Annotated in this window: 22 protein-coding genes, 1 tRNA gene and 1 pseudogene; 13 read left to right on the top strand and 11 right to left on the bottom strand. The window is 66.1% G+C overall.

Annotated elements, in window-relative coordinates:
• Positions 1–16: 16 nt before the first annotated feature.
• Entirely contained in the window at positions 17–1,504 is a 1,488-nt protein-coding gene (locus HARCEL1_RS07750) for a PGF-CTERM sorting domain-containing protein (RefSeq protein ID WP_159077059.1), read from the bottom strand.
• 99 nt (positions 1,505–1,603) lie between these two features.
• Here HARCEL1_RS07750 and HARCEL1_RS13340 point away from each other — a divergent pair, with 99 nt between their 5' ends.
• The gene (locus tag HARCEL1_RS13340) at positions 1,604–2,617 is read left to right on the top strand and encodes a hypothetical protein (RefSeq protein ID WP_159077058.1); all 1,014 of its coding nucleotides are present in this window, start codon (positions 1,604–1,606) and stop codon (positions 2,615–2,617) included.
• A 191-nt stretch (positions 2,618–2,808) separates the two neighbouring features.
• Here HARCEL1_RS13340 and HARCEL1_RS07740 read toward each other — a convergent pair whose 3' ends face one another.
• Positions 2,809–3,387: a helix-turn-helix transcriptional regulator gene (locus HARCEL1_RS07740; protein ID WP_108382037.1), complete on the bottom strand. Its 579-nt coding sequence runs from the start codon at positions 3,385–3,387 to the stop codon at positions 2,809–2,811.
• Positions 3,388–3,602: 215 nt separating this feature from the next.
• On the opposite strand from HARCEL1_RS07740, the gene HARCEL1_RS07735 reads away from it, so the two are divergent.
• Entirely contained in the window at positions 3,603–3,872 is a 270-nt protein-coding gene (locus tag HARCEL1_RS07735) for a HalOD1 output domain-containing protein (RefSeq protein ID WP_108382035.1), read from the top strand.
• Positions 3,873–4,003: 131 nt separating this feature from the next.
• Here HARCEL1_RS07735 and HARCEL1_RS07725 read toward each other — a convergent pair whose 3' ends face one another.
• On the bottom strand, positions 4,004–4,471 hold the full coding sequence (locus tag HARCEL1_RS07725) for a hypothetical protein (protein ID WP_108382031.1): 468 nt from the start codon (positions 4,469–4,471) through the stop codon (positions 4,004–4,006).
• 281 nt (positions 4,472–4,752) lie between these two features.
• Between HARCEL1_RS07725 and HARCEL1_RS07720 the strand changes: the two genes are divergently transcribed.
• Both HARCEL1_RS07720 and HARCEL1_RS07715 read left to right on the top strand, forming a co-directional pair.
• Positions 4,753–5,094, top strand: coding sequence for a hypothetical protein (locus HARCEL1_RS07720; RefSeq protein WP_108384160.1), 342 nt, complete (start codon positions 4,753–4,755; stop codon positions 5,092–5,094).
• A 57-nt stretch (positions 5,095–5,151) separates the two neighbouring features.
• Entirely contained in the window at positions 5,152–5,493 is a 342-nt protein-coding gene (locus HARCEL1_RS07715) for an SHOCT domain-containing protein (protein ID WP_108382029.1), read from the top strand.
• A 304-nt stretch (positions 5,494–5,797) separates the two neighbouring features.
• Here the strand turns inward: HARCEL1_RS07715 and HARCEL1_RS07710 are convergent.
• The 7 genes from HARCEL1_RS07710 to HARCEL1_RS07680 all read right to left on the bottom strand — a co-directional run bounded on the left by HARCEL1_RS07710 (position 5,798) and on the right by HARCEL1_RS07680 (position 10,722).
• Positions 5,798–5,871, bottom strand: a tRNA-Thr gene (locus tag HARCEL1_RS07710).
• A gap of 4 nt (positions 5,872–5,875) precedes the next feature.
• Positions 5,876–6,376, bottom strand: coding sequence for a GNAT family N-acetyltransferase (locus HARCEL1_RS07705; RefSeq protein WP_108382026.1), 501 nt, complete (start codon positions 6,374–6,376; stop codon positions 5,876–5,878).
• 6 nt (positions 6,377–6,382) lie between these two features.
• Positions 6,383–6,925, bottom strand: coding sequence for a CBS domain-containing protein (locus HARCEL1_RS07700; protein ID WP_108382024.1), 543 nt, complete (start codon positions 6,923–6,925; stop codon positions 6,383–6,385).
• Between the two features lie 45 nt (positions 6,926–6,970).
• Positions 6,971–7,732: an ABC transporter permease gene (locus HARCEL1_RS07695; protein ID WP_108382021.1), complete on the bottom strand. Its 762-nt coding sequence runs from the start codon at positions 7,730–7,732 to the stop codon at positions 6,971–6,973.
• Entirely contained in the window at positions 7,729–8,619 is an 891-nt protein-coding gene (locus HARCEL1_RS07690; RefSeq protein WP_108382018.1) for an ABC transporter ATP-binding protein, read from the bottom strand. The genes HARCEL1_RS07695 and HARCEL1_RS07690 overlap by 4 nt, the downstream gene beginning before the upstream one ends.
• A 66-nt stretch (positions 8,620–8,685) precedes the next feature.
• Positions 8,686–9,342, bottom strand: a complete 657-nt coding sequence (locus HARCEL1_RS07685; protein WP_108382016.1) for a DUF7546 family protein — start codon at positions 9,340–9,342, stop codon at positions 8,686–8,688.
• Positions 9,343–10,722 (bottom strand): heme o synthase, encoded by a 1,380-nt coding sequence (locus HARCEL1_RS07680; RefSeq protein WP_108382013.1) that lies wholly within the window; start codon positions 10,720–10,722, stop codon positions 9,343–9,345.
• 151 nt (positions 10,723–10,873) lie between these two features.
• Between HARCEL1_RS07680 and coxB the strand changes: the two genes are divergently transcribed.
• The 3 genes from coxB (at position 10,874) to HARCEL1_RS07665 (ending at position 13,676) form a co-directional block, all read left to right on the top strand.
• Positions 10,874–11,611 (top strand): cytochrome c oxidase subunit II, encoded by a 738-nt coding sequence (coxB, locus tag HARCEL1_RS07675; protein ID WP_108382010.1) that lies wholly within the window; start codon positions 10,874–10,876, stop codon positions 11,609–11,611.
• Positions 11,612–11,704: 93 nt separating this feature from the next.
• Positions 11,705–12,553: a cytochrome c oxidase subunit 3 gene (locus HARCEL1_RS07670; RefSeq protein WP_108382007.1), complete on the top strand. Its 849-nt coding sequence runs from the start codon at positions 11,705–11,707 to the stop codon at positions 12,551–12,553.
• Between the two features lie 61 nt (positions 12,554–12,614).
• Positions 12,615–13,676 (top strand): NAD(P)-dependent glycerol-1-phosphate dehydrogenase, encoded by a 1,062-nt coding sequence (locus HARCEL1_RS07665; RefSeq protein ID WP_108382005.1) that lies wholly within the window; start codon positions 12,615–12,617, stop codon positions 13,674–13,676.
• A gap of 65 nt (positions 13,677–13,741) precedes the next feature.
• Here HARCEL1_RS07665 and HARCEL1_RS07660 read toward each other — a convergent pair whose 3' ends face one another.
• Positions 13,742–15,691, bottom strand: a complete 1,950-nt coding sequence (locus tag HARCEL1_RS07660; protein ID WP_108382003.1) for a cellulase family glycosylhydrolase — start codon at positions 15,689–15,691, stop codon at positions 13,742–13,744.
• A 208-nt stretch (positions 15,692–15,899) separates the two neighbouring features.
• Here HARCEL1_RS07660 and HARCEL1_RS07655 point away from each other — a divergent pair.
• The 6 genes and pseudogenes from HARCEL1_RS07655 to HARCEL1_RS07630 all read left to right on the top strand — a co-directional run bounded on the left by HARCEL1_RS07655 (position 15,900) and on the right by HARCEL1_RS07630 (position 23,217).
• Positions 15,900–17,457, top strand: a pseudogene (locus HARCEL1_RS07655) (DUF1508 domain-containing protein).
• A gap of 70 nt (positions 17,458–17,527) precedes the next feature.
• Entirely contained in the window at positions 17,528–18,106 is a 579-nt protein-coding gene (gene tmk / locus HARCEL1_RS07650) for a dTMP kinase (RefSeq protein WP_108382000.1), read from the top strand.
• A gap of 302 nt (positions 18,107–18,408) precedes the next feature.
• A complete protein-coding gene (locus HARCEL1_RS07645) occupies positions 18,409–20,304 on the top strand; it encodes a 2-oxoacid:acceptor oxidoreductase subunit alpha (RefSeq protein ID WP_108381998.1) in 1,896 nt (631 codons plus the stop codon).
• A 1-nt stretch (position 20,305) separates the two neighbouring features.
• Positions 20,306–21,238: a thiamine pyrophosphate-dependent enzyme gene (locus HARCEL1_RS07640; RefSeq protein WP_108381995.1), complete on the top strand. Its 933-nt coding sequence runs from the start codon at positions 20,306–20,308 to the stop codon at positions 21,236–21,238.
• A gap of 67 nt (positions 21,239–21,305) precedes the next feature.
• Positions 21,306–21,734 (top strand): HTH-type transcriptional regulator LrpA1, encoded by a 429-nt coding sequence (lrpA1, locus tag HARCEL1_RS07635; RefSeq protein ID WP_108381993.1) that lies wholly within the window; start codon positions 21,306–21,308, stop codon positions 21,732–21,734.
• A gap of 37 nt (positions 21,735–21,771) precedes the next feature.
• Positions 21,772–23,217: a DHH family phosphoesterase gene (locus HARCEL1_RS07630; protein WP_108381990.1), complete on the top strand. Its 1,446-nt coding sequence runs from the start codon at positions 21,772–21,774 to the stop codon at positions 23,215–23,217.
• The last annotated feature ends 10 nt before the right edge of the window (positions 23,218–23,227 follow it).

Genomic DNA, 23,227 nt, shown 5'->3' with positions numbered 1-23,227 from the left:
GCAGTCGAGAGAGTGCTCAGCGACGGCGGAGGCCGAGCAGCGCCACCGCCACGAGGGCGACGAGCGCCAGCACGGCCCCGAACCCAGGCCCGCCCGACGAGGTCGGCGTCCGCCTGGCGAACGTCCGTTCGGTCGTGGTGGCGGCCGTAGTCGTCGGTTCCGCCGTGGTCGTCTGCGTCGTGGTCGTGACGGGCGTCCTCGGTTCGGCGCCCCCGCCCGCAACGGTCGTCGTCTCGGGATCGATCGGAACGCGTCCGCCACCGCCGATGCTGCCGCCATCGTCGTCGTCAGCCTCGGTGGTCGTGGTCGGCGCCGGCGTGGTCGTCGTCGGGGTTGGCGTCGTCGGGGTCGGCGTGGCCGGCGTCGACGACGCTATCTCGACCGATCCAGTCGCGACGCTACTCGAATCACTCGTCGCTCCGACGTAGACCCAGCGGTACTCGCCGGTGGCCATCGACTCACTGGTCGGAATGTCGAGGGTCGTGTTCGCGGGACCGGTGGTCACCGCCGCCGCTCCGTCGAGGACGACCGTCTCGTTCGGACTCCCGTCGGCGTACAGTGACGTGTTGGAAATGCCGCCGAGACTCCCCATCAGCGACGCGATGTCGATCGACGTCGATTCGACGCTCCCGTTCGACGTCCGCGTGGTCGCGTTCAGTCGGTCGATCTCCGGTTCGATCGTGACGGCGGAACTGTTGGTGACCCGGACGGTGACGGTCGAGTCGGCCATCGTCGCCTCATCGTAGAGGACGACCGCGTGTCCGGCCGTCCCGGTCCCGCCGGCGTCGACGTTCATCGTGAGGTTCTCGCCCGCATCGACGGACTCGGGGGCGGTCGCCGCACTCGGGGTGGACCGCACCAGAACGGAGTCGAGGCCCACGACCGTCGCGTTGGCGGCGAGACCGCCGCTGGGATCGTCGCTCAGCACCGCCACGAACTGAACCGTGCCGGTCTCGTTGGTGACGTAGTTCACGGTCGCACTGCCGTCAGCGCCGATCGTCGTCGTGTCGACGCGTGACACACCGCCCGTCTCCGACGCGTTGAGGCCGTCGAGTGACGACGCGCTGGTCGTATTCGGATCGATCGGTGACTCGCCCGCGACCGCATAGACGGTGAGCGTCTCGTTGGCGAACGTGGATCCAGAGACTTCCGCTTGTGCGGCGTCGAACGTCACGTCGACAGGTTGACCCGTGTCGTACACGCCGATGGGGCCGACACCCATCGGTTTGTCGGGATACTCGGTGGTATCCACGATCCAGGCCCCGACCGGAATCGTATCCTGGGCCATCGAATCGTCGGCGCGGAGCGTCAGCGGGGCGCGCCCCCAGACACCGACGTCGTCACCCATTCCAGTGATGCCAGCAGCGGCGGCCGTCGTGACCTCCGAACTCGGCGGCGGCGCAGTCAGGGGCGCCCCGACGGCGACGCCGATACCACCCACCACGGCGAGGACCGCCACCAGCACCACACCTGCTCGTCGAATCGTTGCATCGAAGTCGTTCATTCGTTCATCCTGTAACGTCTGCGGATAGAAATGGTTTCCGGGATCCCGTCGGTCGACTGTCCGACACCCATATTTTCCTTGAGCACGTGTCTTGATTCCATGATGAATGGCGCGGGACGGGTCGGGCTTCTCGGCGGGGCGATCGTGGCCGTCGTCGTCGCGACGGCGCTCGCTGCGGGTGCAGGGTACGCGATCGACGCACCGGGCGCAGTCGAGGGGCCGACTCAGACGATCGACGTGGGCGGCCAGTCGTTCACCCTCGACACCGTCCTGGTCGTCGACCCCGGCGACACCGCGACGTTCGACGTGACGGCCCCCGACAACGAGAGCTACCGCCTCTATCGGTACGACAGCGAGGGGTCGATTCAGGATTCTACGCGCGCGACCGGGTCGACGACGTTCGACCGGTCGTTCGCGGGCGTCGATTCCGGATCGTACGTGATGGCCGTCGTGCCCGACTCCTCGCCGGTCGCGGTCCAACCGGTCCTCGTCCCGGGTTACAGCCTCTCGGTGTCGACGACCGTCGACGGTGACAGCGCCACCGTCACCGTCGAGTCGACACAGACCGCCGAGAACGCCGACTCGATCCAGGAACTTCTGGTCAGCGTCGAGACTGCCTCCGGCGTGCAGAACGTGACTGCAGAACCCAGCGGCGAGGGTTATCGAGCGGAGATCGACCTCGGGTCCTTCGAATCGGGCGATCATCGCATGCTCGCTGTCGCGCGCGGCGATCGGGGCTATCGTGGCGAGCGCGAGGTGATCGCGTTCAGCCAGTCGACGCTCTCTGTGCCCGACGATACCGGGGGCAACCCGGGAGCGTCGACACCCGAGGTGACGATGGACACCGAGACGGCGACCCCGACTGCGACGCCGACCACCACCGAGTCACCCACCTCGACGACCGAGACACCGTCCGCGACCACCGAGACCCAGGCGACGACCACCGCGTCGGAGACCCCAACGGCGGTCGGCGGTGGGGCCGAGACCACCGACGACGGCGTGATCCAGCCACGGACGAGCACACCGACGGCGACCGGTGGCCCCGGGTTCTCGACGGGCCTCGCGCTGGTGGCGACACTCGCCGGGGCCGTCGCCATCGGGCGTCGTCGGTGACGATCGGTCCATACCGACACCGTGCCCGTCACTCGGGCCGTTCGGGCGCTTCGAAAATCGGGACTGTGAACGCTCGAACGGGATTCGGACGCTCGAACGGCGATCTGAAGGGTTGATCGAGGATCCGGACGGTGATCGAGGATCCGAACCCTGATCGCGGATTCGGACGGTCGACCGACCAGCGCGGACCGTCAGGATCGCCGCTCTCGCAGGTCGTCGCTCGGAAAGACCCGATACGTCCGGCCCTGTCGCTCTCGATAGAGCAGGCCGCGTTCTTCGAGGGCACTCACCGTCTGACTCACCTTGCTCTTCGAGAACTCCGAGCGGTCGCGGAGTTCGACCTGTGTGACTCCCGGCGAGTCGAGGACGGGTTCGAGCACCCGCCGTTCGTCGTCCGGGAGCAAATCGAGCACGCGTGCCTGCGGATCGGATTCGGGCGTGAGCGGGTCGGCGGGTGTCGACTCCACCTCCTCCGGGGGCGCTGGTTCGGATGCCGTCGACGCCGGTGGGTGGCCGGTGGTGTCTCCGTCGGTGAGGTCCGCACGGACGAGCACGTAGAGACCGACGATGGCGGTCGCGACCACCAGGGTTCCGAACACGTACCACAGCGGATCCGGTCCGTGCATTGCGTCCATCGATCCGTCCATCATCGACTCCATCGACCCGTCGAAACTGCGTCGTCGAGCGGCCTGCCATCCGAGTGCGCCGCCGGCCAGGACGACAATTCCGAGACCCACCCCGACGACGGCGTCCGCTCGTCGTCGGTTCATGCGACGCCCTCCGGTCCCATCGGCTGTCCGTCCATGGTCTCGTTCGGACCTCGACTGGCGTGTCGGTTGCGATGTTCATCGTTTCGATCACGACCCGTCTGCCAGCCGTCTTCGGTGGCGAGTCGGTCGTCACGGCCGTACTCCGTTCTGTGTCGGGTTGTATCTCGTCACTACCTGGCCCGAACGAGTAATCCCGTGTCGATCGTAGACCGTGTATGGACGCCACGAACGAGTTCTACTACGAGCCTGACGAGGTCGAAGAACTCAGCACGGCGGTCGTGACGGCGGTCGCAAAGGCCCACGACGAGGACGTTCTCGACCAAGAATGGCTCATCAGCGAAGACATCAACACGGACGCACTCGACGGACTCTTCCAGGAGAGCCAACTCAAGATGACGCTTCAGTTCGAGGCCGATACGACGACGGCGACCGTCATCGCTGACAAGGACGGCCAACCGATCATCAGAATCGAATCACACCGCTAGAGTCCGACGCGAGGTCGGGTATCTCGACCTCGATGTCTGTGCCAGTGCTGAGGTCGGCACTGGCCGACGTCTCGAACCGAACGGTGCCCCGAGCGTTGAACGTCTGAAGAAGACGGTCCGTGTTGGTGCCGTCAGTCTCGCCGTTGAACGACGGCTCCGTCATCATCGACGTCGAGAGCGACCTGCTGATCCGGCGTCAAACAGGGTTTCTGTTGCATGTCGTGTTCGTAGTAGAAATTGATGTCTCCGAGGTCCGCTGTCTCGATGCCCGCATCACAGCCAGTGAGCCCATCACCGACGGACTCACACGACCGGTCGTACACGACCTTCCCCTCGTAGATGCCGTGCTCGACCACTGCGGGCTCGGAGGACTCCACCCCTTCGGTGAGGCGCCCGGCGAACGCATCGCCGCTGTACCCCTCTCGATCGACGTCCAGTGATTTTGAATCGCCGTCACTGGATGGCGCCGTCGGAGACTGCGAGCTACAGCCCGCAAGGCCGAACATCGCTGTCGTCCCCGCGACCCCGAGCACCGAGCGCCGCGTCCAGCCCGACGATCGATCGGACGCCGAGACCCCGTCTGGGCCAGTCGAATCCATATCCCATACGAACGCAGGGGCGATTTAATGCGGTTTCTGCTCCGAGAGCGTCGAATTTTTACACTCATATTTTGGAAACTGAACCGTCGTCGACTTTCGGCTTTGGAAAGCCATTCGAACCGAACAGGGTACTGAACCGCCTGAAATCGACGGCGATGAACGGTCCTCGTTCTGATACACGCTTAGAACGCGCGAGAAACGCTCTAGAACGGTCTCAACCGTGGGTTTACATCCATCGTGATATCCCCGGGACTGTCGTAGGAGTGATCGAGGACGAGACAATGACCAACGTTAGATACGGCCGCTGGCTGCTCGTGGCGATCACAATCGTCGGATTTGCCGTCGCGCTTCCGGTCGTCAGCGCACACGGAACCGATACGACCGCTCCGAACGCCGACGATGCGCCGACGACGAACGCGACCACCGACGAGTGGGCCACCTGGATGAATGGACACATGACCGCGCACATGGGGCCTGGATCGGTCGAGTGGATGGAATCGCACGTGGGCGTGACCGTCGACGAGATGGCCCGGGACATGGCTGACGACGACCACAACGGGACGGACGGACACGACGACTACGGCGGCGGAATGGGCGCAACGAGCGGACAGAGCCACTGCTAACTGATTCGACCGTGTCGAGCACGCCAACCGAACATCGAATCACACATACATAAAGGAATGACACAGCGCACCACACACCTCGAACGGACCGCACGCCGACTCGTGATCGTCGCCGTCCCGCTGGTCGTAGCGACTGGAACGGCCATGGCCCACAGTGGCGGAAGCGGCGGCATGATGGGCGGGTGGGGCGGGATGGGCGGCCTCGGACTGCTCGGCGGCGGAATGCTCCTCTGGCCGCTCGTCCTGGTCGGGATCGTCCTCCTGGCCGTGTACGCCGGCAATCGCGGGGGACGAACCGACGGCACGGATCGAGCGCGTTCAGAACTCCGGGACCGATACGCGCGCGGGGAACTGAGCGACGACGAGTTCGAATCACGGCGGCGAACCCTGGATCAATGAGTGAGTCCGACGGCACGCGCTGATCAGGATTCGAGCGCCGACCGGACGAACGCCCGTCGGAGCGCAGTCGAGAGGCCGCCCTCTCGTCGTTCTGCGTGCGGCAGTGCTCACAGGTCATCCCGTCGACCGTGATCGACTGGCTCGTGACTACTGAAACGGAGGAGAACCCCTTCTTTGTAGGTTGTCGTTTCGAATCCAAACTGCATCGGGATGGACCGTCGACGGATAGAAACCAACCCCGAGGGAACGACGGACCACATTCTCGACGAACAAAGCGACGATCAGAGCGACGAATTCTGGTCCAAGCCAGGGGTGGGATTTGAACCCACGAATTCTCGATTACAAATCGAGTGCTTGCACCGCCCAAGCTCCCCTGGCACCATCACTCGGCTTCCGGTTGGGTGCTTGAGTGTGTGTCGTTTTCGATCGGCTTCTCGTAGACGACGCGATGGCTCACGAACCCTCGATCGTGATACAACTCGCGGGCGCGGTCGTTGGCTGCGAGCGCCTCCAGTGTGATCACGTCAGCGCCTGCCGCGCCGAGTTCACGCTCCGCCCGGTCGAGTAACTGCGTCCCGATGCCCGACGACCGATCGTCCGGGCGGACGTAGATCGCTGGCACGCGCCCGCGAGTGACGTCGCGATCGTAGCCGTCGCGTTCGAGTTCCATCGCGACGAACCCGACGACGGTGTCCGCGCGGCGCGCGACGGCGAGTGCGTCAAGCGCGATCATCCGACGGACCGTCTCGACGATCGTCTCCCGACTCTCCACGCCGAGGACGTGTGAGTCGTGCGCGCGCTGATCGTCCGCGAGCGCGACCCAGAGGTCGGTGACGGCCGACACGTCGTCACCGTCCGCTGACTCGACGACGACCCCCTCCATCGAGCGTCAGACGCTCCGACAGTCTGCACAGAGCAACTGGCCGTTGACAACGGCGAGGTCGTGAGCGAGCGAGCCACACGCCTCACAGACGCTCTGATCGGAGTACTCCTCGGTGGCCTCGTCACGCGCGTATGGATCCTCGGTCGCCGTCTCGCGTTGCACCTCGTCGGCCGGTCCGATCGAGACCGCCGCGAGGAGGTCGCGCGTCGAGACGACGCCGACGATCTCGTCGCCGTCACTGACCGCGAGCATCGAAATCGTCTTCGCGGACAGTTCGTCGATCGCGGCCCCGACGGTCGATTCGGGGTCGATCGTCGGGACGCGATCGATCATCGCGTCGGCCACGACCGGCGCGTCGACGCCGTCGATCAGCGTGCGCAGTGCACTCGATTTGGTGACGATCCCGATGGGGTCTTGCCCTCGAAGGACAATAGCCCCGTCGGCATCCGAATCGAGGACGACGTCGACGCTCTCGGCCAGCGTGTCGGACTCGCTGACGCCGACGTAGTCCTGGGTCATCACCTCCCGCACCGTCGCGTTCGTACTCATAGCTGTGTCTACCCGCCCCGCACTCAAAAAGCTCTCCCGCGCGGGTCAGGGTGCGGTCGATCGCCAGGGCAACACCCGGACGGCGACTCCGAGCGTGAGGACGGCACAGACGACGAGGACGGCGGCCGACGCCGGAACCGATCCCGGCCACCCGATCGCGCCGCTTTCGCCGGCGGCCCGCAGGCCCCGCGCGAAGTAGGTGACCGGGCTGAGTTCGATCGCGGGCCGGAACCAGGCGGGCAGCGACGCCGAGGCGACGAACGTCTCCGAGAGCAAGACCAGCGGGAGCGCGATGCCGTTCGAGGCGGCGATCGCACCGTCGCGATCGTCGGCCAGCGAGCCGATGATCGCGCCGAGCCCACAGAACACTGCCGTCGTGATCGGGACGTATACCACGAGCCAGGGCGACAGGGGCACTCGGGACCCGACCCCGAGCAACGCGACGAGCACGGCGATCGCGCCGAGACTCACCAACGCGACGGTGACGAGCGTCTGGGCGAGTAGCCACTCCGCCGGGCCGAGCGGCGTCGTCGCGAGTTTCTCGAACCGGCGGCCCTCGCGGTGGCGAACCACCTCGCTGGCGACCCGCGAGAGCGGCGTGAACACGACGACGACCGCGAGATACGCCGGAACGTACGATCCCGGTGACTCCCCGAAGAGGCCGGCCCCGCCGGTCCGGACCAACCCCGCGAAGATCGCGATCAGGACGATCGGGAAGACGAACGTGAAAAACACTGCCGTCCGACGGCGCAGGAACGATCGCAGCGCAGCCAGACTCTCCGCACGAATCCGACGAGTGCGACTCATCGCGATGCCTCCTGGCCTGGTTCGGCAAGAGCGAGATAGACGTCCTCCAGATCGGGATCGGTCCAGGTCAGCCCCTCGACGCGATACGCGTCGTCGATCCGATCGACGATCGCGCCGATCCGGGTGGGATCGACCGCCGGGATCTGCAGGCCCTCTTCGGTCTGTTCGACGCTCTGTCGGTCGAGTGCGTCCGGTGGAGCGTCGGTCTGGATCGTGAGTCTGGACGCGCCGCCGTGAGCGGCGACCAGCGCGTCGGGGGCGTCTTCAGCGACGAGGCGGCCGTTCGCGAGCATCCCCACCCGATCAGCGACGGCCTCGGCTTCGTTCATGTCGTGTGTCGAGAGGAGGACGGTCGTGCCCGCCGCCCGGAGGTCGGTGAACACCTCCCGCAACGCGCGCCGTCCCGCTGGATCGATCCCGGTCGTCGGTTCGTCGACCACCAGCAGGTCGGGATCGTTCACCAGCGCGGTCGCGACACAGACTCGACGCTGTTCACCGCCGCTCAGGTCGGCGTAGCGGGTCGTCGTCGCGGGATCGATCCCGACCGTCGCGAGCACGTCTGCGACCGACTGAGCCCCCTCGTACAGCCCCCCGTAGTACGCCAGGAGTTCGGCGGGCGTGAGTCGGTCGTGCGGGTCGAACGACTGGGGAAGATACCCGATCCGGGCCGGATCGACCGCGTCGGGCGACTGGCCGAACAGGCGGACCTGCCCCGCGTCGGGGGCGAGCGTGCCCAGGAGGACGCGTGCGAGCGTCGTCTTGCCCGCGCCGTTCGGCCCGATCAGCCCGTAGATCTCGCCGCGTTCGATCGTGAGGTCGACGTCGTCGAGCGCGACCGTCTCCCCGAAACGCTTCGCCAGCCCCGTCGCGTCGACGACCGCATCCATAAGTGATCGACGCCACAGGCCTCAGAAAGCGTTCCGGTCGCGGGGAATTTCGATCGCGACGCGTCCTCACGCGCCGCCGATCGTGGGCCGCCAGGAGAGGAGGACGATCGCAACGACGAACGCCGCGGTCCCGAGCCAGGGCGCGCCCGCGAGCGTGGCGATCCCGGCAGTCGAGCCACCCAGCCCGGCGATCAGCGCCGCGACGAGCGGCCAGGAACAGGACACGCAGGTGAACAGGCCCAGCACCCCCGAGAGCGCTGTCACCGACGTGTCCGCGACGGTGCGCGCGACGAGGACAGCGAGTGCGGCGTAGCCCACGACGTGATAGGGGAGCACGCGCACCGATACCGGATCGTCCGTGTAGGTCAGCGCCGGTCCGTAGCCCGGTGAGAGCCAGTGGAGGGTGAGCCCACCCGTTCCAGCGGGACCGACGAGACCGCCGAACACCACCAGGAGCGCGGCGTACGCGACGCCGACGCCGATCGCGAGGCGCGTCCAGCGCCGCGGGCGGGGCCCCCACGCGACGGCGACGATCGCCAGATCGATCCAGATCCAGGGGAGCAGCGCGGCCAGCGGATCGGTGAGGACACTCCCCGCGAGCAGTTCGTACCCCGCCATCACGGCGAGTTCGACGTTGAGAAGCAGGCCGAGCCAGATGAGACGCGAACTCGACAGCCAGTCGGGCGAGCGCGTCGTCGGCCAGTCTGAGCGTGCGAGCCGCATTCAGACCACCAGCGCGTCGATCGCGACGGTCACCAACAGGAGGCCGAGGAAGGCGTTCGAGGCGTGAAACGCTCGCATCGCCGCCGGTCGATCACGCTCGGCGTGGAGTCGGACCACTGCGACGAGGAAGACCGCGCCCACGGCGGCGGTGACGACGGCGTACAGCGGGCCGAGCCCACCGATCGCGCCGAGGGCGACCGCGCCGACGAGCGTCGCGCCGAGCCATCCCAGCACGTGTTTGCGCGTGGTCGCGTTTCCGCGGACGACCGGCATCATCGGGATGTCCGCGGCGGCGTAGTCGTCGCGATAGGCTAAGGCGAGGTTGTAGAAGTGCGCGGGCGTCCAGAGGAAGATCACGCCCCCGAGTGCGAGCCCACCCCACCCGACCGTGCCGGTCACCGCGGCCCAGCCGATCAGCGCGGGGAGTGCGCCCGCGAACCCGCCGATGACGGTGTTCTGGACGGTGTTGGGTTTGAGGACGAGCGTGTATCCGATCGAGTAAAACGCGATCGCGATCGCCCCGAGTGCGGTCGCGAGGACGCCGACCTGCCAGAACGTCACCAGCGAGAGAGCGGTGAGCACGAGACCGAAGGCGACGGCGTTCCGGACGGGAATCTCGGCGGTCGGTAACGGCCGATCCGCGGTCCGGTTCATCTCCTGGTCGACGTCGCGTTCGAGGACGTGATTGAACGTCCCCGACGCCCCGATAGCGAGCACGCCACCCGTGAGCGTGAACACGACGGTCTGCACGGCGAGGTCGGGGCCGGCGGCCAGCGCCATCGACGCCGCGGCGACGAGGCCGAGCAGCCACATCAGCTTCGGTTTCGTGAGCGTGAGATACGCCCGCAGGGTCGCGAGCGGGCCCGTCGTGACGGGGCCCGGGTCGCGGTCGCCCCGTCGACTGGGGCCCGACGACTCTCGGGAGGGCCGGTCCGCCGTCCGGGCTTCGAGCGTCCAGGCCAGCGCCGCGACCAGTGCGGTGAAGATGACGAGTGCGACGCCGAGGTGGACCGCGGCGCCCCCGGTCGATCCGACCGATCCACGAACTGCGAGGACGGCGCCGATCCCGATCTGAACGGGGTAGAGCAGGGCCGCCCCGGTGAGTGCCACCCGGACGCGTCGTGGCTCGCCGTGAAGCCAGGCGAGTGCCGCGAGCGCGACGATGAGGACGCCGACCGCCGCGGCGGCGAACCGGTGGGCCCAGACGATCCCCAGATCGACCGATCCGATCGCGAGCGTCCCATGACATCCCGGCCAACTCCGGCAGGCGTCCGCTGCGCCGGTCAGCGACTGGGTCGCACCGAGGACGATCAACAAATAGAGGCCACTGATCGCAGCGACGAGTCCGCCGACGAATCGCGTCACGACCCGCTGAGTCACACGCCCACCGAGGGGCGTGTCGTACTTAGGGCCCCCGGATCCGACGAATTTGCGGGAGGAATGCGACGGGAGAGGACCGCACCGCGCCCCGAATCCCCGGTCTTTTGCCAGGTTACGCACCTATATAACGCCCAGTCGGCTAGATCCGGTAATGAGATTCGTGCGTCCGCTCGTCGCGGTCCTCACAGGGGGATTCGTCCTCGCGAGCGCGGGGGTCGTGGCCGCCGATCCGCTCACGAACTCCGCGGAGACGATTTCCGGGCTGAGCAATATCTTGCTCGCGATCGCGATCCCGATCACCCTGCTCGTCGAGGGGCTGTTGGCGTATGCGATCTGGAAGTTCAGGAAATCGGAGTCCGCGACACCGACCGAGGAGAACCGCCGACTCGAAATCGCGTGGACCGCCGCGACGGCGGTCGTCTTGCTCGTCGTGGGTATCCTCGCGTACAGCGCACTCGGCGCACCGTCGGTGACGGCCACCGAGGAGTCCGTCCAGGAGACCATCGAGACGGGCGATCCGGTCGTCGTCGACGTGATCGGCTACCAGTGGGGCTGGACGTTCTCGTATCCCGAGCATGGGTTCAACACGACCGATCAGTTGACCGTGCCCGCCAATCGGACGGTCGTGATGCGCATTCACTCCTCGGACGTGGTCCACTCCGTCCACGTGCCCGCGCTGGGCCTCAAGATGGACGCCATCCCCGGCCGGACGAACTACATCGAGACGACGATCAGGCCCGCCGCCGTCCGGGACGAACCCTACGTCCTCTACTGTGCGGAGTTCTGTGGGGCCGGGCACAGCGACATGCTCGCTGACCTGACGGTCACGACCCAATCCGACTACGACGACTGGGTCGCGAATCAGACCGCGTCTCGATCCGAGACCTGAATCCCGACTCGACCTCGCGGGCCCGCGCCGCGAGCCTCGACCGAAACCGCCGGTACCTCCAGGCTTTTACTCCAGGACCGCCGATACGATGACATGACAGAGTCAGAGGGCCACGGGCCGCTGCCCGCCGTCCGCGACCTACCGCGGGGGTACGGCGAGGCCAGTTGGTGGCCGATCATCGCCGCGGCCGGATCGGCGGTGCTGTATCTCGGCATCGGGCTGGTCATTCTCGCCGGACGAGACGTCGGTCCGGGCGTGCCTGTGGGCGTCGGCGTCACCCTGATCGGGGCTGCTGTGTTCGTCGCGGGCCTGGGCGGGTGGCTGTATCACGCCTTCGTTGCCGACTGGACGAACAAAGCGGTCCACGGTGACGGCGGCCACCTTCGGTGGGGTATGCTGATCTTCTTGCTCACCGACGTCGCGACGTTCGGGGCCGTCTACACCTACTACCTGTTCGTCCGGGCGGGCGCGTGGCCACCCGCAGACCTCCCCGGCGGATTGCTCGGAGCCATCCTCGCGGTCAACACCGTCCTCCTGATCACGTCTAGTGGGACCTTCCACCTCGCAGAGAAGCGTCTCCAGGCGGGCGATCACCGTGGCTTTCGGGTGGGAATGGCCGCGACCTTCCTTTTGGGCGTCGTCTTCCTGGGCGGCCAGGCGCTCGAATACAGCCACCTCCTCGACGAAGGGTTCGCGCTCGCGGGGATCTACGGCAGCGCGTTTTACGGGCTGACCGGCCTTCACGGCCTGCACGTCGCACTGGGCGTGCTGATGATCGGTCTCGTGCTCGCCCGGGCGCTCCGGGGCCAGTTTTCGGCCGAGCGTCACACCGGCGTGACGACCGTGGCGTACTACTGGCACTTCGTCGACGCGGTCTGGCTCGTTTTGGTCGCGACGCTCTATGTCGGTGCGGTGATCGGCACCGGACAGACGCCGCTGTGACGACGGCGGGCCCGCGGCCGTGGGCGCAATCGTTAGGGGCCAGGCCGCCGTCGGGTCGCCCATGTTCGAAAAATCGACGTGGATTCGCCTGCCGCGAACGGTCCGCGTCGGCCACGACGTGCTCGACTCGATCGGTGAGGCGCTGGACGACCCCGCACTGAACGGTCGGCCACTGGTCGTGACGGGCCCGATCCCACGCGAAGTCGCCGGCGACCGCGTGCTCGATCAACTCACGGCCAGCGGGCACGACCCCGCGGTCGTCGAGCCCAAAGGAACCTCCTATAGCGCCGTCGAGACGACGATCGAAGCCGCCCGTGAGTGCGACGCGGGCTATCTACTCGCGATCGGTGGCGGTCGACCGATCGACATCGCGAAGATGGCCGCCGACGACATCGGCGTCGGGTTCGTCTCGGTGCCGACCGCGCCCAGCCACGACGGCATCGTCAGCGGCCGGGCCTCGATGCCCGACGGTGACACCCGCCACAGCGTCGCTGCCGACCCGCCGCTCGCGGTGATCGCTGACACGCGGGTGCTCGCGGACGCGCCCTGGCGGCTCACCACCGCCGGCTGTGCGGACATCATCTCGAACTATACGGCGGTCCGAGACTGGGAACTCGCGCGCCGCCTGCGCAACGAGACGTACTCCGAATACGCCGGCGCGCTCTCGCGGATGACCGCCGAGATGCTCGTCGAGAACGCCGACTCGATCAAACAGGGCCTCGAAGAGTCGGCCTGGATCGTCGTCAAGGCGCTGCTCTCCTCGGGGGTCGCGATGTCGATCGCCGGCAGTTCACGCCCGGCCAGTGGCGCGGAACACCTGTTCAGCCACCAACTCGACCGCCTGGCCGACGACCCCGCGCTCCACGGCCACCAGGTCGGCGTCGGAACGATCGTCGTCGCGTATCTCCACAGCGGCCCCGACGGGTTCTGGGAGGACATTCGCGCGGCGCTCACCGCGATCGATGCCCCGACGACCGCCGCCGAGTTGGGGATCGACCCCGAGACCGCCGTCGACGCGCTCGCGACGGCCCACCGGATCCGCGATCGGTACACCATCCTCGGTGACGGCATCTCCCGATCGGCGGCCCGTGAGGCCTTGACGGTCACCGACGTGATCGAGTGACGCGACGCCGTCGCTGATCGATCGTCGAAACAGAGAGAAAGAAATCGAGAGAGTGATTCCGGCCGTTAGACCATCTCGAACAGCGTGAGGACGTCATCGAGGTCGACGTCACCGTCCTCGTCGAAGTCGAACCTCGTGTCGTCCGTGTTGCTGGTGTTCTGGAACAGCGCGTTCACGTCGGGGAAGTCGATCTGCTCGTTCCCGTTGACGTCCTCGTAGAGACCGTCACCGTCGGGGTCGGTCGCGTCCTCGCCAAAGGACCCGCCGCCGGTCCCGCCGTCCAGTTCGGTCGTCTCGAAGGGCACGTTGTCGCCTTTGTACTCTGCGAGGACGTCCTTGACGTGCTGACCCATGTTGGGGTTCTGCCAGAGCTTCCAGTCACACGGCATGTCCTCACAGTTGACCGGGAACTCGGACTCGGGCGTCTCGTAGAAGCTCCCGTTGGTGAGCTCGAAGTTCCCTTCCTGGAGTTTGAAGTCGGCGCGGAACATCGTCGGCAGCCAGCGCGCGTCGGCACACCACGCGACCCAGCTGATCCGGTCGTCGGTCTCGATCGCCTCCATCATGGGCCTCCCGTACTCTTTGGTCGAGCCCTTGCCAGCGGTGGATCCCTGGAGCCACTTGCTGATGTTGACTTCCTCACCCAGCTCGTCCATCGTGTATTCGGGGTCCTGCCACCCGAACTCGGTGACCGAGACGGGGTGGACGTCCATCGCGTTCTGCAGGCCCTGGGACTCCTCGGGCTCCCAACAGCCCTGCCCGATACACTCGTCGTTGAGCCAGTTCTCTTGCTTGCTGGCCTCGTGACCGGCGTAGTTGTGCCAGACGACCGAGAGGTTGTCGTCGGGGAACTCCCGCCAGTGGACACCCTGCGTGCCCTGACACCAGCCGGGCACACCCATCATGATGTGCTTGTCTGTGGTGTACTCTCGGATCTTGTCGATGAGCGGCGTGGCGAAGTCCTCGACGAAGACGTCCCACAGCGGTTTCAGTTTGTTCGCGCCGTAGTCCTCGACCGGGCCCCAGATACCGGGCGCAGTCGGCTCGTTGTACGGCTCGAAGATGACGTGCTCCTTGTCGGCGTACCGTTCGGCCACGACGTCCCAGAACATCAGGGCCTCGTCGACGAGGTCCTGGTTGACCTGCCACTGGGTGTACGGCGTGTCGCCGCTGTCGATCATCTCCTGGCTGACGTACCCGGCGTCCATGTTGTTCCGGAACTTCTGGTCGACGTAGCCCCAGGACGCGGGTTCGTCTTCGCCGTAGTACTCGTTGTACGCCCAGTACAGCGTGTACGGGCTGTCGTACGGCAGGTGGTTCTCGGCCTCGGCGTCGCCTTCGGGGCCCATCCCGGTCGGACCCGATCCCTCACCGTCGCCCGGCGGCTGCTCGTGCCAGTGGCGGTGGAAGTCGACGATACAGTAGACCCCACGATCTTTACAGTGTTCGACGATGGGGTCGTAGTACTCTTCGAGATACGTTTCGAGCTGGTCGCGGGTGAACGCCCCGTTCGGGTACTCGTCGGGCTGGGCAGGCCGCATCAGCCGACGGTCCATCGTCATGAACTCGTTGGTCTCGTTCTCGATGACCTCGGGTGCGAACTCCTCCCAGGTCGGACCTGTGTTCCCGTTGGGGTGCTCACCGATGTCGGTGGGCTGGGCCGGAAGGCGGATGGCGCGCGGGTGCCATCCATTCGTGTTGTCCGTGATCATATTGATCAGGCCCTTCATCGTCTTGCCACGCATCTGTTCGGTGATGGCCATCCGCTTCGGGTCGGGCACGTTCAGGCCACGGATCTTGAACACCTCGCCGGTGTCGTCTCGAACGATCCGGTTCTGAGCGTCCACAGAGAGCTCGCTGAACTCTGCGAGGCCCCCGGCTGCCGTCCCCGCGAACCCGGCCCCGAGTCCGACGGCCATCGCTCCTGCGGCCCCCGACGTCTTCAGGAACGTCCGTCGATTGACCGATCCGTTCACTCCTGTTCCCCCGTCTGCTGCTGTATTTTTCTCTGACATAGTTGGTTACGATTGCCCGAGCCCGGCGTGGCACGGACGAATTCTTTTCACCGATACACCTCACATTAAATATTGCCTATTTAGACTTAAATCCTGTGGTGCGGTGTCGAATCGAGGGGCCAAAGACGGAGCAGTCCCCACGGTGCCGATCGAATTCCGTTCAAATATCTGCCATATAATATATTACACCGGCCCGAGACGAACCGGTATGGCCACCGAAGCCAGTCAGGGCAGGCTCGAATCGATCTATCGGAATCGGGTGGGGGTGCCGACAACTCACGACGAAGTACGGGGCTACTGGGTGTTCGTCGTCGGATTGATCCTCGGAACGGTCGGGATCACGAGCTTCCTCGTGAGTTCCGCCCCGGGCGGGGCGTCGATGTCGCTCCGAGAGGTGAGCGTCGCGCTCGCCGGTGTCGGCCTCGTCATGCTGTTCGCTGGCCCGGTGATCAGACTCCCCCTCCAGCCCTGGGCGAACTACGCCGCCTACGCCGGCCAGGCGATCGGATATCTCGCGATCGTGTGGTTCGTGCTGATCTACCCACAGAACTGGGCGCTCGACAGTGGGTACGAACCCGTGCTCGGCCTGTACACGAGTGGGCTGCTCGTCGTCGCGATCGGCGGCGTGATCGCCCCGTTGCTCGTCGGGACCGGGGACGACGGTCGGGAGACCGCCCTCGAAGACGACCTCGCGACTGCGCGTCGCGAGCGCGACGACTCTGCCGCCGATCGTGACCGGGCCACGGCCGACCGCGATCAGGCCCGATCGGACGCCGAGACGGCCGCGGCCGAACGCGACGACCTGGCGGCCGAGATCGCGGCGCTCCGAGCGAGTATGGGGGGGGGGGTTCGAACTGTACGAGGACCGCAGCGAGCAGTGGCGCTGGCGACTCCGCCACCGCAACGGCAACGTCATCGCGGACGGCGGGCAGGGCTACACCCGACAACACAACGCCCAGAAGGGCATCCAGAGCGTCCGATCGAACGCCCTCGGCGCGAGCACGCTCCTGATCGACACCGTCGACGAACTCCCCGACGAGACCGACCCCATCGAGATGTTCGAGGACGCAGACAGCCAGTCGACGATCGAACTGTACGAAGACGCCGGCGGCGAGTGGCGGTTCCGGATCAGGCACTCGAACGGCGAGATCATCGGTGACAGCGGTGAGGGCTACGCCTCTCGGTCGAACGCCCGCCGTGCGATCGATCGGTTGCAGTCGACGGTCGGCCCGGCGTCGTACCTCTGGTTCGACCCCGCGGGCTTCGAGGTCTACCGCGACGCCGCCAGCGAGTGGCGCTGGCGCCTCGTCCACCGCAACGGCGAGATCCTCGCGGACGGCGGCCAGGGCTACAGCCGTCGCAACGACGCGAACCGCGCGGTCGATCGCCTCCGTGAAGCCATCGACGAGTACGACGTCGAGGTCTACGAGGACGCCGCCGACGAGTACCGCTGGCGACTCGAAGCGTCGAACGGCCGGATCGTCGCAGACAGCGGCGAGGGCTACGCGTCTCGGAGCGGGGCCGAAGACGCCATCGAGCACGTCCTCGAATACGCACCCGAGGCCAACGCCCTCCAGATCGGGCAGGCGACCTTCGAGATCTACGAGGACCGCGGTGGGAAACACCGCTGGCGATGCCGCCACCGCAACGGCAATATCTTGCTGGACAGCGGCCAGGGGTACGCCTCCCGAAGCGGGGCCCGTGACGGCATCGAGAGCGTCAAACGCGACGTGCCGGGCGCCGCAATCGAGACCGTCGAGTCCTGACGCCTGACTGTCGACGGTCCACGACCGGCCGTCCCGGAAGAGGTTTTTTTCGTCCGGTCGCAGCGACGGTATGCTGATCACGCTGGAGGGAATCGACGGATCCGGCAAGACGACGGTCTGGCGAGCGCTCAAAGAGGACGTCGACGCGGTGTTCACGCGCGAACCGACCGATTCGTGGTACGGAGACGCCGTCCAGCGGTCGATCGAGACCGACGACGCCGACCCGATGGCCGAACTCTTTCTGTATATGGCCGATCACGCCGACCACCTCGACCGAGTGATTCGACCCGCACTCGACCGCGGAGAATGCGTCGTCAGCGACCGATACGTCGACTCCCGGGTGGCCTACCAGTCGGTGACGCTGGCCGACCGCCTGGACGATCCGGCCGCGACGATCGACGCGATGCACGCCGACTGGTCACGCTCGCCCGATCTGACGATCTATCTCGACGTCGAGCCTCGCGTTGCCCTCGAACGAAGCGCGGCCGCCAACAAGTTCGAGCGCCTGGAGCATCTCGAAGCAGTCGCCACAACTTACGAGGATCGCATCGCTACCGATCCCGAGCGGTTCGTCCGGGTCGACGCCAGCGAACCGCCAGCGGCCGTTTCTGATCGTGTGCGTGAGATCGTTCGAACTGCGACCGAGTGACGATTCGAGGCCCGACCGAGTGACGGACGATCCCGTCCGAATTATGATATAGTGACAGGAATGTTCGTCCGCGTGGTTTCAGAACGTGGCGGGAGAAACGAATACCTCTCAGTCGGGCGACTCATTGCCGAGTGCGGTCGCGACCCAGAAATCAGGCTTCCAGCGGCGTCCGAGCCGATCGAAACGATGGCACTCACGTAGGAACTATCACTATTTAATCTTTATTGCCCTTTCGGCAACGTTTTTCCATTCCCCCCTCCACGATTTTGATACGGCGCTGCCGAGGAACTAACATACCAACTATGACACAAGATGACCTCGTCTGGCGGATCGCTGGCGGGTCGGGCGACGGGATCGACTCGACCAGCCGAAACTTCGCCAAGGCACTGATGCGGGCGGGCCTTCACGTATTCACACACCGACACTACCCCTCACGGATCCGGGGTGGCCACACCTACGTCGAAGTGCGTGCGAGCGACGAGCCAGTCCGCTCGCGTGGCGACGGCTACAACGTACTGCTCGCGCTGGGCGACAGTTTCGCCCGGAGCACAGAAGACGAGGCGTACTACGGTAACGAGAAGCTCAAACCGCTCGCGGAGAACCTCGACGAACTGCGCGAGGGCGGTATCGTCATCTACGACGAGGGGATGCTCGACGAAGACGACGTCGCGGACCTCGACCTCGAAACGCGCGCCGAGGAAAACGACTGGCATCTCTACCCGACGGATCTGCGGGGAATCGCCCGCGAGCACGGGCGCGACGTGATGCGCAACACCGCGGGCGTGGGTGTCACCGCCGCGCTGCTCGGCATCGATCCCTCGTACTTCGAGACGCTGATGGGCGAGTCGATGGACGGCGACATCCTCGACGCCAACCTGGACGTGCTCTCGGACGCCTACGAACAGACCCAGGAGTGGGAGTTCACCCACGACCTCGAAGTTCCCGACGGCGAGACCGAAGGCGAGCAGGCCCTGCTCAACGGCTCGCAGGGCATCGCCTACGGCGCGATCGACGAGGGCTGTCGGTTCATCGCGGGCTATCCGATGACGCCCTGGACCGAAGTGTTCTCGATCATGTCCAAACACCTCCCGAAAGTCGGGGGGATCGCCGAACAGGTCGAAGACGAGATCGCCGCTGCGGCCCTCGCACTCGGTGCTTCTCACACGGGCGCGAAGGCGATGTCCGGGTCCTCGGGCGGTGGCTTCTCTTTGATGAGCGAACCGCTCGGCCTCGCGGAGATGTCCGAGACGCCGGTCGTCTTGCTCGAAGCCCAGCGCGCGGGCCCCTCGACGGGCATGCCGACCAAACCCGAGCAGTCCGATCTGGAACACGTCCTCTACACGAGCCAGGGCGACTCGACGCGTGTCGTGTTCGCGCCCGCGAACGCCGAGGAGTGTTACGAGCAGACCCGACGGGCCTTCGAAGTCGCCTACGAGTACCAGTTGCCCGCGATCATCATGTACGACCAGAAACTCGAAGGCGAACTGCGGAACGTTCCCGTCGAGTTTTTCGATCGCGAGACGCACCCCGATCCGGGGACGATCCTCAGCGAAGACGAAATCGCGGAGGCGGCCCACCACGCCTCCGGCACGTTCGCGCGGTTCAAACGCGACGCCGAGAAGGGGATCAGCCCCCGCTCGGTCCCGGGCCAGAAAGGCGGTCGTCACCTCACTTCGGGCAACGAGACCAACGAGTGGGGCCACATCTGCGAAGATCCCGAGAACCGCAAAGACCAGGTCGATCGGCGGTTCTCGAAGTTCGAGCACATCGCTGAAGACCTCGCGGGCGACGAGTCGCTCGTGACCCGTCACGGTCCGGCCGACGCCGACTACGGCGTCATCACCTGGGGCAGCCAGCAGGGCACGGTCTTCGAGGCCGTCGATCGGCTGAACGCCGACGGCCAGTCGGTCGCCGCGCTCGGCGTCTCCCAGATCAAGCCGTTCCCCGCACCTGAGATCGAGGCGTTCATCGAGGGCGTCGACGAGGTCGTCGTCGTGGAGATGAACGCCAGCGGGCAGTTCAAAGGTCTCGTCCAGAAGGAACTCGGGGCCTACGGCGAGAAACTGTCCTCGCTGCTGAAGTACAACGGCAACCCGTTCGAACCGCGCGAGATCGTCGAGGCCGTCGAGAACACCGCCGCGGGCGACCGGGACGCGCCCGACGACGCGACCACCTTCGTCCCAGCCACGGGTGACTAACATGAGTACGTTCAGCGCCATCGACCAGGACCGAGAGATCGACCGTGAAGAGTTCACGCCGGGCGTCGAGCCCCAGCCGACGTGGTGTCCGGGCTGTGGGGACTTCGCCGTCCTCAAAGCGCTCAAGGGTGCGATGGCCGACATCGGCCGCTCGCCCGAGGAAGTGCTCACCGTCACGGGCATCGGCTGTTCGAGCAAGCTGAACAGCTACTTCGGCTCCTATGGGTTCCACACCATCCACGGCCGGCCGCTCCCGGTCGCTCGCGCCGCGAAACTCGCCAACCCCGATCTGGAAGTCGTCGCGGCGGGCGGCGACGGTGACGGCTACGGCATCGGCGCGAACCACTTCCTGCACTCGGCCCGGGAGAACCACGATATGACGTATATCGTGTTCAACAACGAGATCTTCGGGCTGACGAAAGGCCAGACCTCTCCGACGTCGCCGATGGGCCACACCTCGAAGACCCAGCCCTCGGGCAACGCGAAATCACCGATCCGGCCGCTCTCGCTCGCGCTCACCGCAGGCGCGACGTACGTCGCCCGGACGGCCGCGACCAACCCCCGGCAGGCCCAGGAGATCGTCGCGGAAGCGATCGAACACGACGGGTTCGCCCACATCGACTTCCTCACGCAGTGTCCGACCTGGAACAAAGACGCCAAGTCCTACGTTCCCTACACGGACGTTCAGGACTCCGATGAGTACGACTTCGACGTGAGCGATCACGGCGAGGCGAACGCGATGATGCGCACGGTCGAGGACAAACTCTACGAGGGCGAGATCCTCACCGGTCGGTTCTACGTCGAAGACGGCCGGCCCTCCTACGGCCAGAAGAAACGCGAACAGGGCGAGATGCCCGCCGAGCCCCTCGCTCAGCGGTACTTCGAAGACGGCGAGTGGGAGCGCTCGATCGACTTCGTGAAAAAGCACACCTGAGCCGTCGATCCCGACCGGCGTTTCCCCGTTCGCAAGGTATTTTTTCGGGCATCGAAAAGATCGAGCCATGAATTCGGAATCGACGGCGCGGGATATCCTCTCTATTCTCGAAGCCGACGCCAAAGCGTCGTATACGGAGATTGCCGACCGCGCCGGCGTCTCGAAGCCGACCGTCCGCAAATACGTCGACCAACTCGAAGACGAGGGCGTCATCGTCGGCTATTCGGCCGACGTCGACCCGAAGAAACTCACCGATCGATCGATCGCCCTCGTCGGGATCGACCTCGAAAGCGAGCGCTACATCGACGCGATTCGCGACCTCAAAACCGTCGATCACGTCGAATCGCTGTTCACCTCCAGTGGCGATCACACCGTAATGGCCGAAGTCCGGGCGTGTGACGGTGACGCCCTCGGAACGGTCATCGACGACGAAATCCTGACCGTCGAGGGTGTCAGCGCCGCTCATCCCTCGGTCCTCCAGGAGCGGCTGAAATAACGGGGGTTGAAGGCGTCAGGGAACCGAGTCGGTCGCCATGGCATCGCGGCTGGTAGTCGGGGCGGGCGCACACACGAAAGCGCTGTGCTCGCGACTGAGCGAGACCAGCGTCGAGACCGTCCTGATCACCGAGGACGGCGATCTCGCGGAGTGGGCGATCGAGCAGGCCGATCTGACCGTCCACCAGGCGGACCCGACCGTCCCATCGACGTACGCCGACCTCCCCGAACCGGTCCAGTCCGCGGCAGTGACCGAGCACTGTGAGATGGTCGGTGACGCGATCAAGACTGCACATCCCGACACGCACGTGGTGGGCTTCGGGGCTGCCTCTCGGACGGATGCCGTCTTCGATCCGAGTGCGGCAGTGGCCACGGCGGTCGTGGATGCGACCGCACCGCGGCGTCGCCACCTCGCAAAAGTCCGCCCGATCCTCGCCACCGCCGACGACCTCGCGATCCTCACTCACGACACCCCAGATCCCGACGCCATCGCGAGCGGGATGGCACTCGCGGCTGTCGCCGAGCAGTTCGACTGTCCCGCCGAGATCAACTACTTCGGGTCGATCAGTCACCAGCAAAATCGCGCGTTCGTCAACCTCCTGGACGTCGAGTTGTGCCGACTCGATTCGACCGACGCGATCGCTGACGCCGACGCGATCGCTCTCGTCGATCACGCCCGGCCCGGTATCAACGACCAACTGGACCGTTCGACACCGATCGACATCGTCATCGATCATCACCCACCGAACGCACCTGTGGACGCCCGGTACGTCGATCTGGACAGCGACGTCGGCGCGACGAGTTCGCTCATGCTCGACTACCTCGACCATTTCGGGGTCGATCTCGATCGGTCGCTCGCGACCGCGCTGCTTTTCGGCCAGCGAGTCGACACCGCCCAGTTCAGTCGTGAAGTGTCGGTGCGCGATCTGGAGGCCGCTGCCCGACTGGTCGAGGCCGCCGATCTGACCGTCCTCCAGCGGATCGAGAACCCCGGCATGAGTCCGTCCGCGCTCGACACGATCGGCCGAGCGATCACGAACCGCCGTCGCCACGGATCGATCGTGACGAGTTTCGTGGGCGACCCTGGCGACCGAGACATTCTCGCACAGGCCGCCGATCAACTCCTCGGCATCGAGGATATCACGACCACGCTGGTCTACGGCCTCGTCGACGGGACGATCCACCTCTCGGCGCGCGCCCGGGGGACGGACCTCGACGTCGGCACCGCGCTGCGCGAGGCGTTCGACCGGATCGGGAGCGCGGGCGGCCACGCCGACATGGCCGGCGGCCAGATCGAGATCGGCCTCCTGGTCGACCGCGACGAGGCCGACGACGTCGGATCGATCGTCGAGCGCGTCATCGTCGACCGCTTTCTCGAAGCGATCGACGACCGGCCGGTGCGTGATCTCGCACTCGACGACCGGGAGGCCGTCCCCAGCGAGTCGGTGTTCGACCCGCCCAGCGAGTACGGCGACTCCCGGTGAGCGGATCGAC

Source organism: Halococcoides cellulosivorans (assembly GCF_003058365.1).
Taxonomy (GTDB): Archaea; Halobacteriota; Halobacteria; order Halobacteriales; family Haloarculaceae; genus Halococcoides; species Halococcoides cellulosivorans.
The sequence above is the reverse complement of the archived record's forward strand: the minus strand, read 5'-3'. Positions and strand labels throughout refer to the sequence as shown.

What these genes read in the sequence shown, in the direction of transcription:
- HARCEL1_RS07750 (WP_159077059.1), bottom strand. Translation starts at nt 1,504, where the DNA reads ATGAACGACTTCGATGCAACGATTCGACGAGCAGGTGTGGTGCTGGTG.
- HARCEL1_RS13340 (WP_159077058.1), top strand. Translation starts at nt 1,604, where the DNA reads ATGATGAATGGCGCGGGACGGGTCGGGCTTCTCGGCGGGGCGATCGTG.
- HARCEL1_RS07740 (WP_108382037.1), bottom strand. Translation starts at nt 3,387, where the DNA reads ATGAACCGACGACGAGCGGACGCCGTCGTCGGGGTGGGTCTCGGAATT.
- HARCEL1_RS07735 (WP_108382035.1), top strand. Translation starts at nt 3,603, where the DNA reads ATGGACGCCACGAACGAGTTCTACTACGAGCCTGACGAGGTCGAAGAA.
- HARCEL1_RS07725 (WP_108382031.1), bottom strand. Translation starts at nt 4,471, where the DNA reads ATGGATTCGACTGGCCCAGACGGGGTCTCGGCGTCCGATCGATCGTCG.
- HARCEL1_RS07720 (WP_108384160.1), top strand. Translation starts at nt 4,753, where the DNA reads ATGACCAACGTTAGATACGGCCGCTGGCTGCTCGTGGCGATCACAATC.
- HARCEL1_RS07715 (WP_108382029.1), top strand. Translation starts at nt 5,152, where the DNA reads ATGACACAGCGCACCACACACCTCGAACGGACCGCACGCCGACTCGTG.
- HARCEL1_RS07705 (WP_108382026.1), bottom strand. Translation starts at nt 6,376, where the DNA reads ATGGAGGGGGTCGTCGTCGAGTCAGCGGACGGTGACGACGTGTCGGCC.
- HARCEL1_RS07700 (WP_108382024.1), bottom strand. Translation starts at nt 6,925, where the DNA reads ATGAGTACGAACGCGACGGTGCGGGAGGTGATGACCCAGGACTACGTC.
- HARCEL1_RS07695 (WP_108382021.1), bottom strand. Translation starts at nt 7,732, where the DNA reads ATGAGTCGCACTCGTCGGATTCGTGCGGAGAGTCTGGCTGCGCTGCGA.
- HARCEL1_RS07690 (WP_108382018.1), bottom strand. Translation starts at nt 8,619, where the DNA reads ATGGATGCGGTCGTCGACGCGACGGGGCTGGCGAAGCGTTTCGGGGAG.
- HARCEL1_RS07685 (WP_108382016.1), bottom strand. Translation starts at nt 9,342, where the DNA reads ATGCGGCTCGCACGCTCAGACTGGCCGACGACGCGCTCGCCCGACTGG.
- coxB (WP_108382010.1), top strand. Translation starts at nt 10,874, where the DNA reads ATGAGATTCGTGCGTCCGCTCGTCGCGGTCCTCACAGGGGGATTCGTC.
- HARCEL1_RS07670 (WP_108382007.1), top strand. Translation starts at nt 11,705, where the DNA reads ATGACAGAGTCAGAGGGCCACGGGCCGCTGCCCGCCGTCCGCGACCTA.
- HARCEL1_RS07665 (WP_108382005.1), top strand. Translation starts at nt 12,615, where the DNA reads ATGTTCGAAAAATCGACGTGGATTCGCCTGCCGCGAACGGTCCGCGTC.
- HARCEL1_RS07660 (WP_108382003.1), bottom strand. Translation starts at nt 15,691, where the DNA reads ATGTCAGAGAAAAATACAGCAGCAGACGGGGGAACAGGAGTGAACGGA.
- tmk (WP_108382000.1), top strand. Translation starts at nt 17,528, where the DNA reads ATGCTGATCACGCTGGAGGGAATCGACGGATCCGGCAAGACGACGGTC.
- HARCEL1_RS07645 (WP_108381998.1), top strand. Translation starts at nt 18,409, where the DNA reads ATGACACAAGATGACCTCGTCTGGCGGATCGCTGGCGGGTCGGGCGAC.
- HARCEL1_RS07640 (WP_108381995.1), top strand. Translation starts at nt 20,306, where the DNA reads ATGAGTACGTTCAGCGCCATCGACCAGGACCGAGAGATCGACCGTGAA.
- lrpA1 (WP_108381993.1), top strand. Translation starts at nt 21,306, where the DNA reads ATGAATTCGGAATCGACGGCGCGGGATATCCTCTCTATTCTCGAAGCC.
- HARCEL1_RS07630 (WP_108381990.1), top strand. Translation starts at nt 21,772, where the DNA reads ATGGCATCGCGGCTGGTAGTCGGGGCGGGCGCACACACGAAAGCGCTG.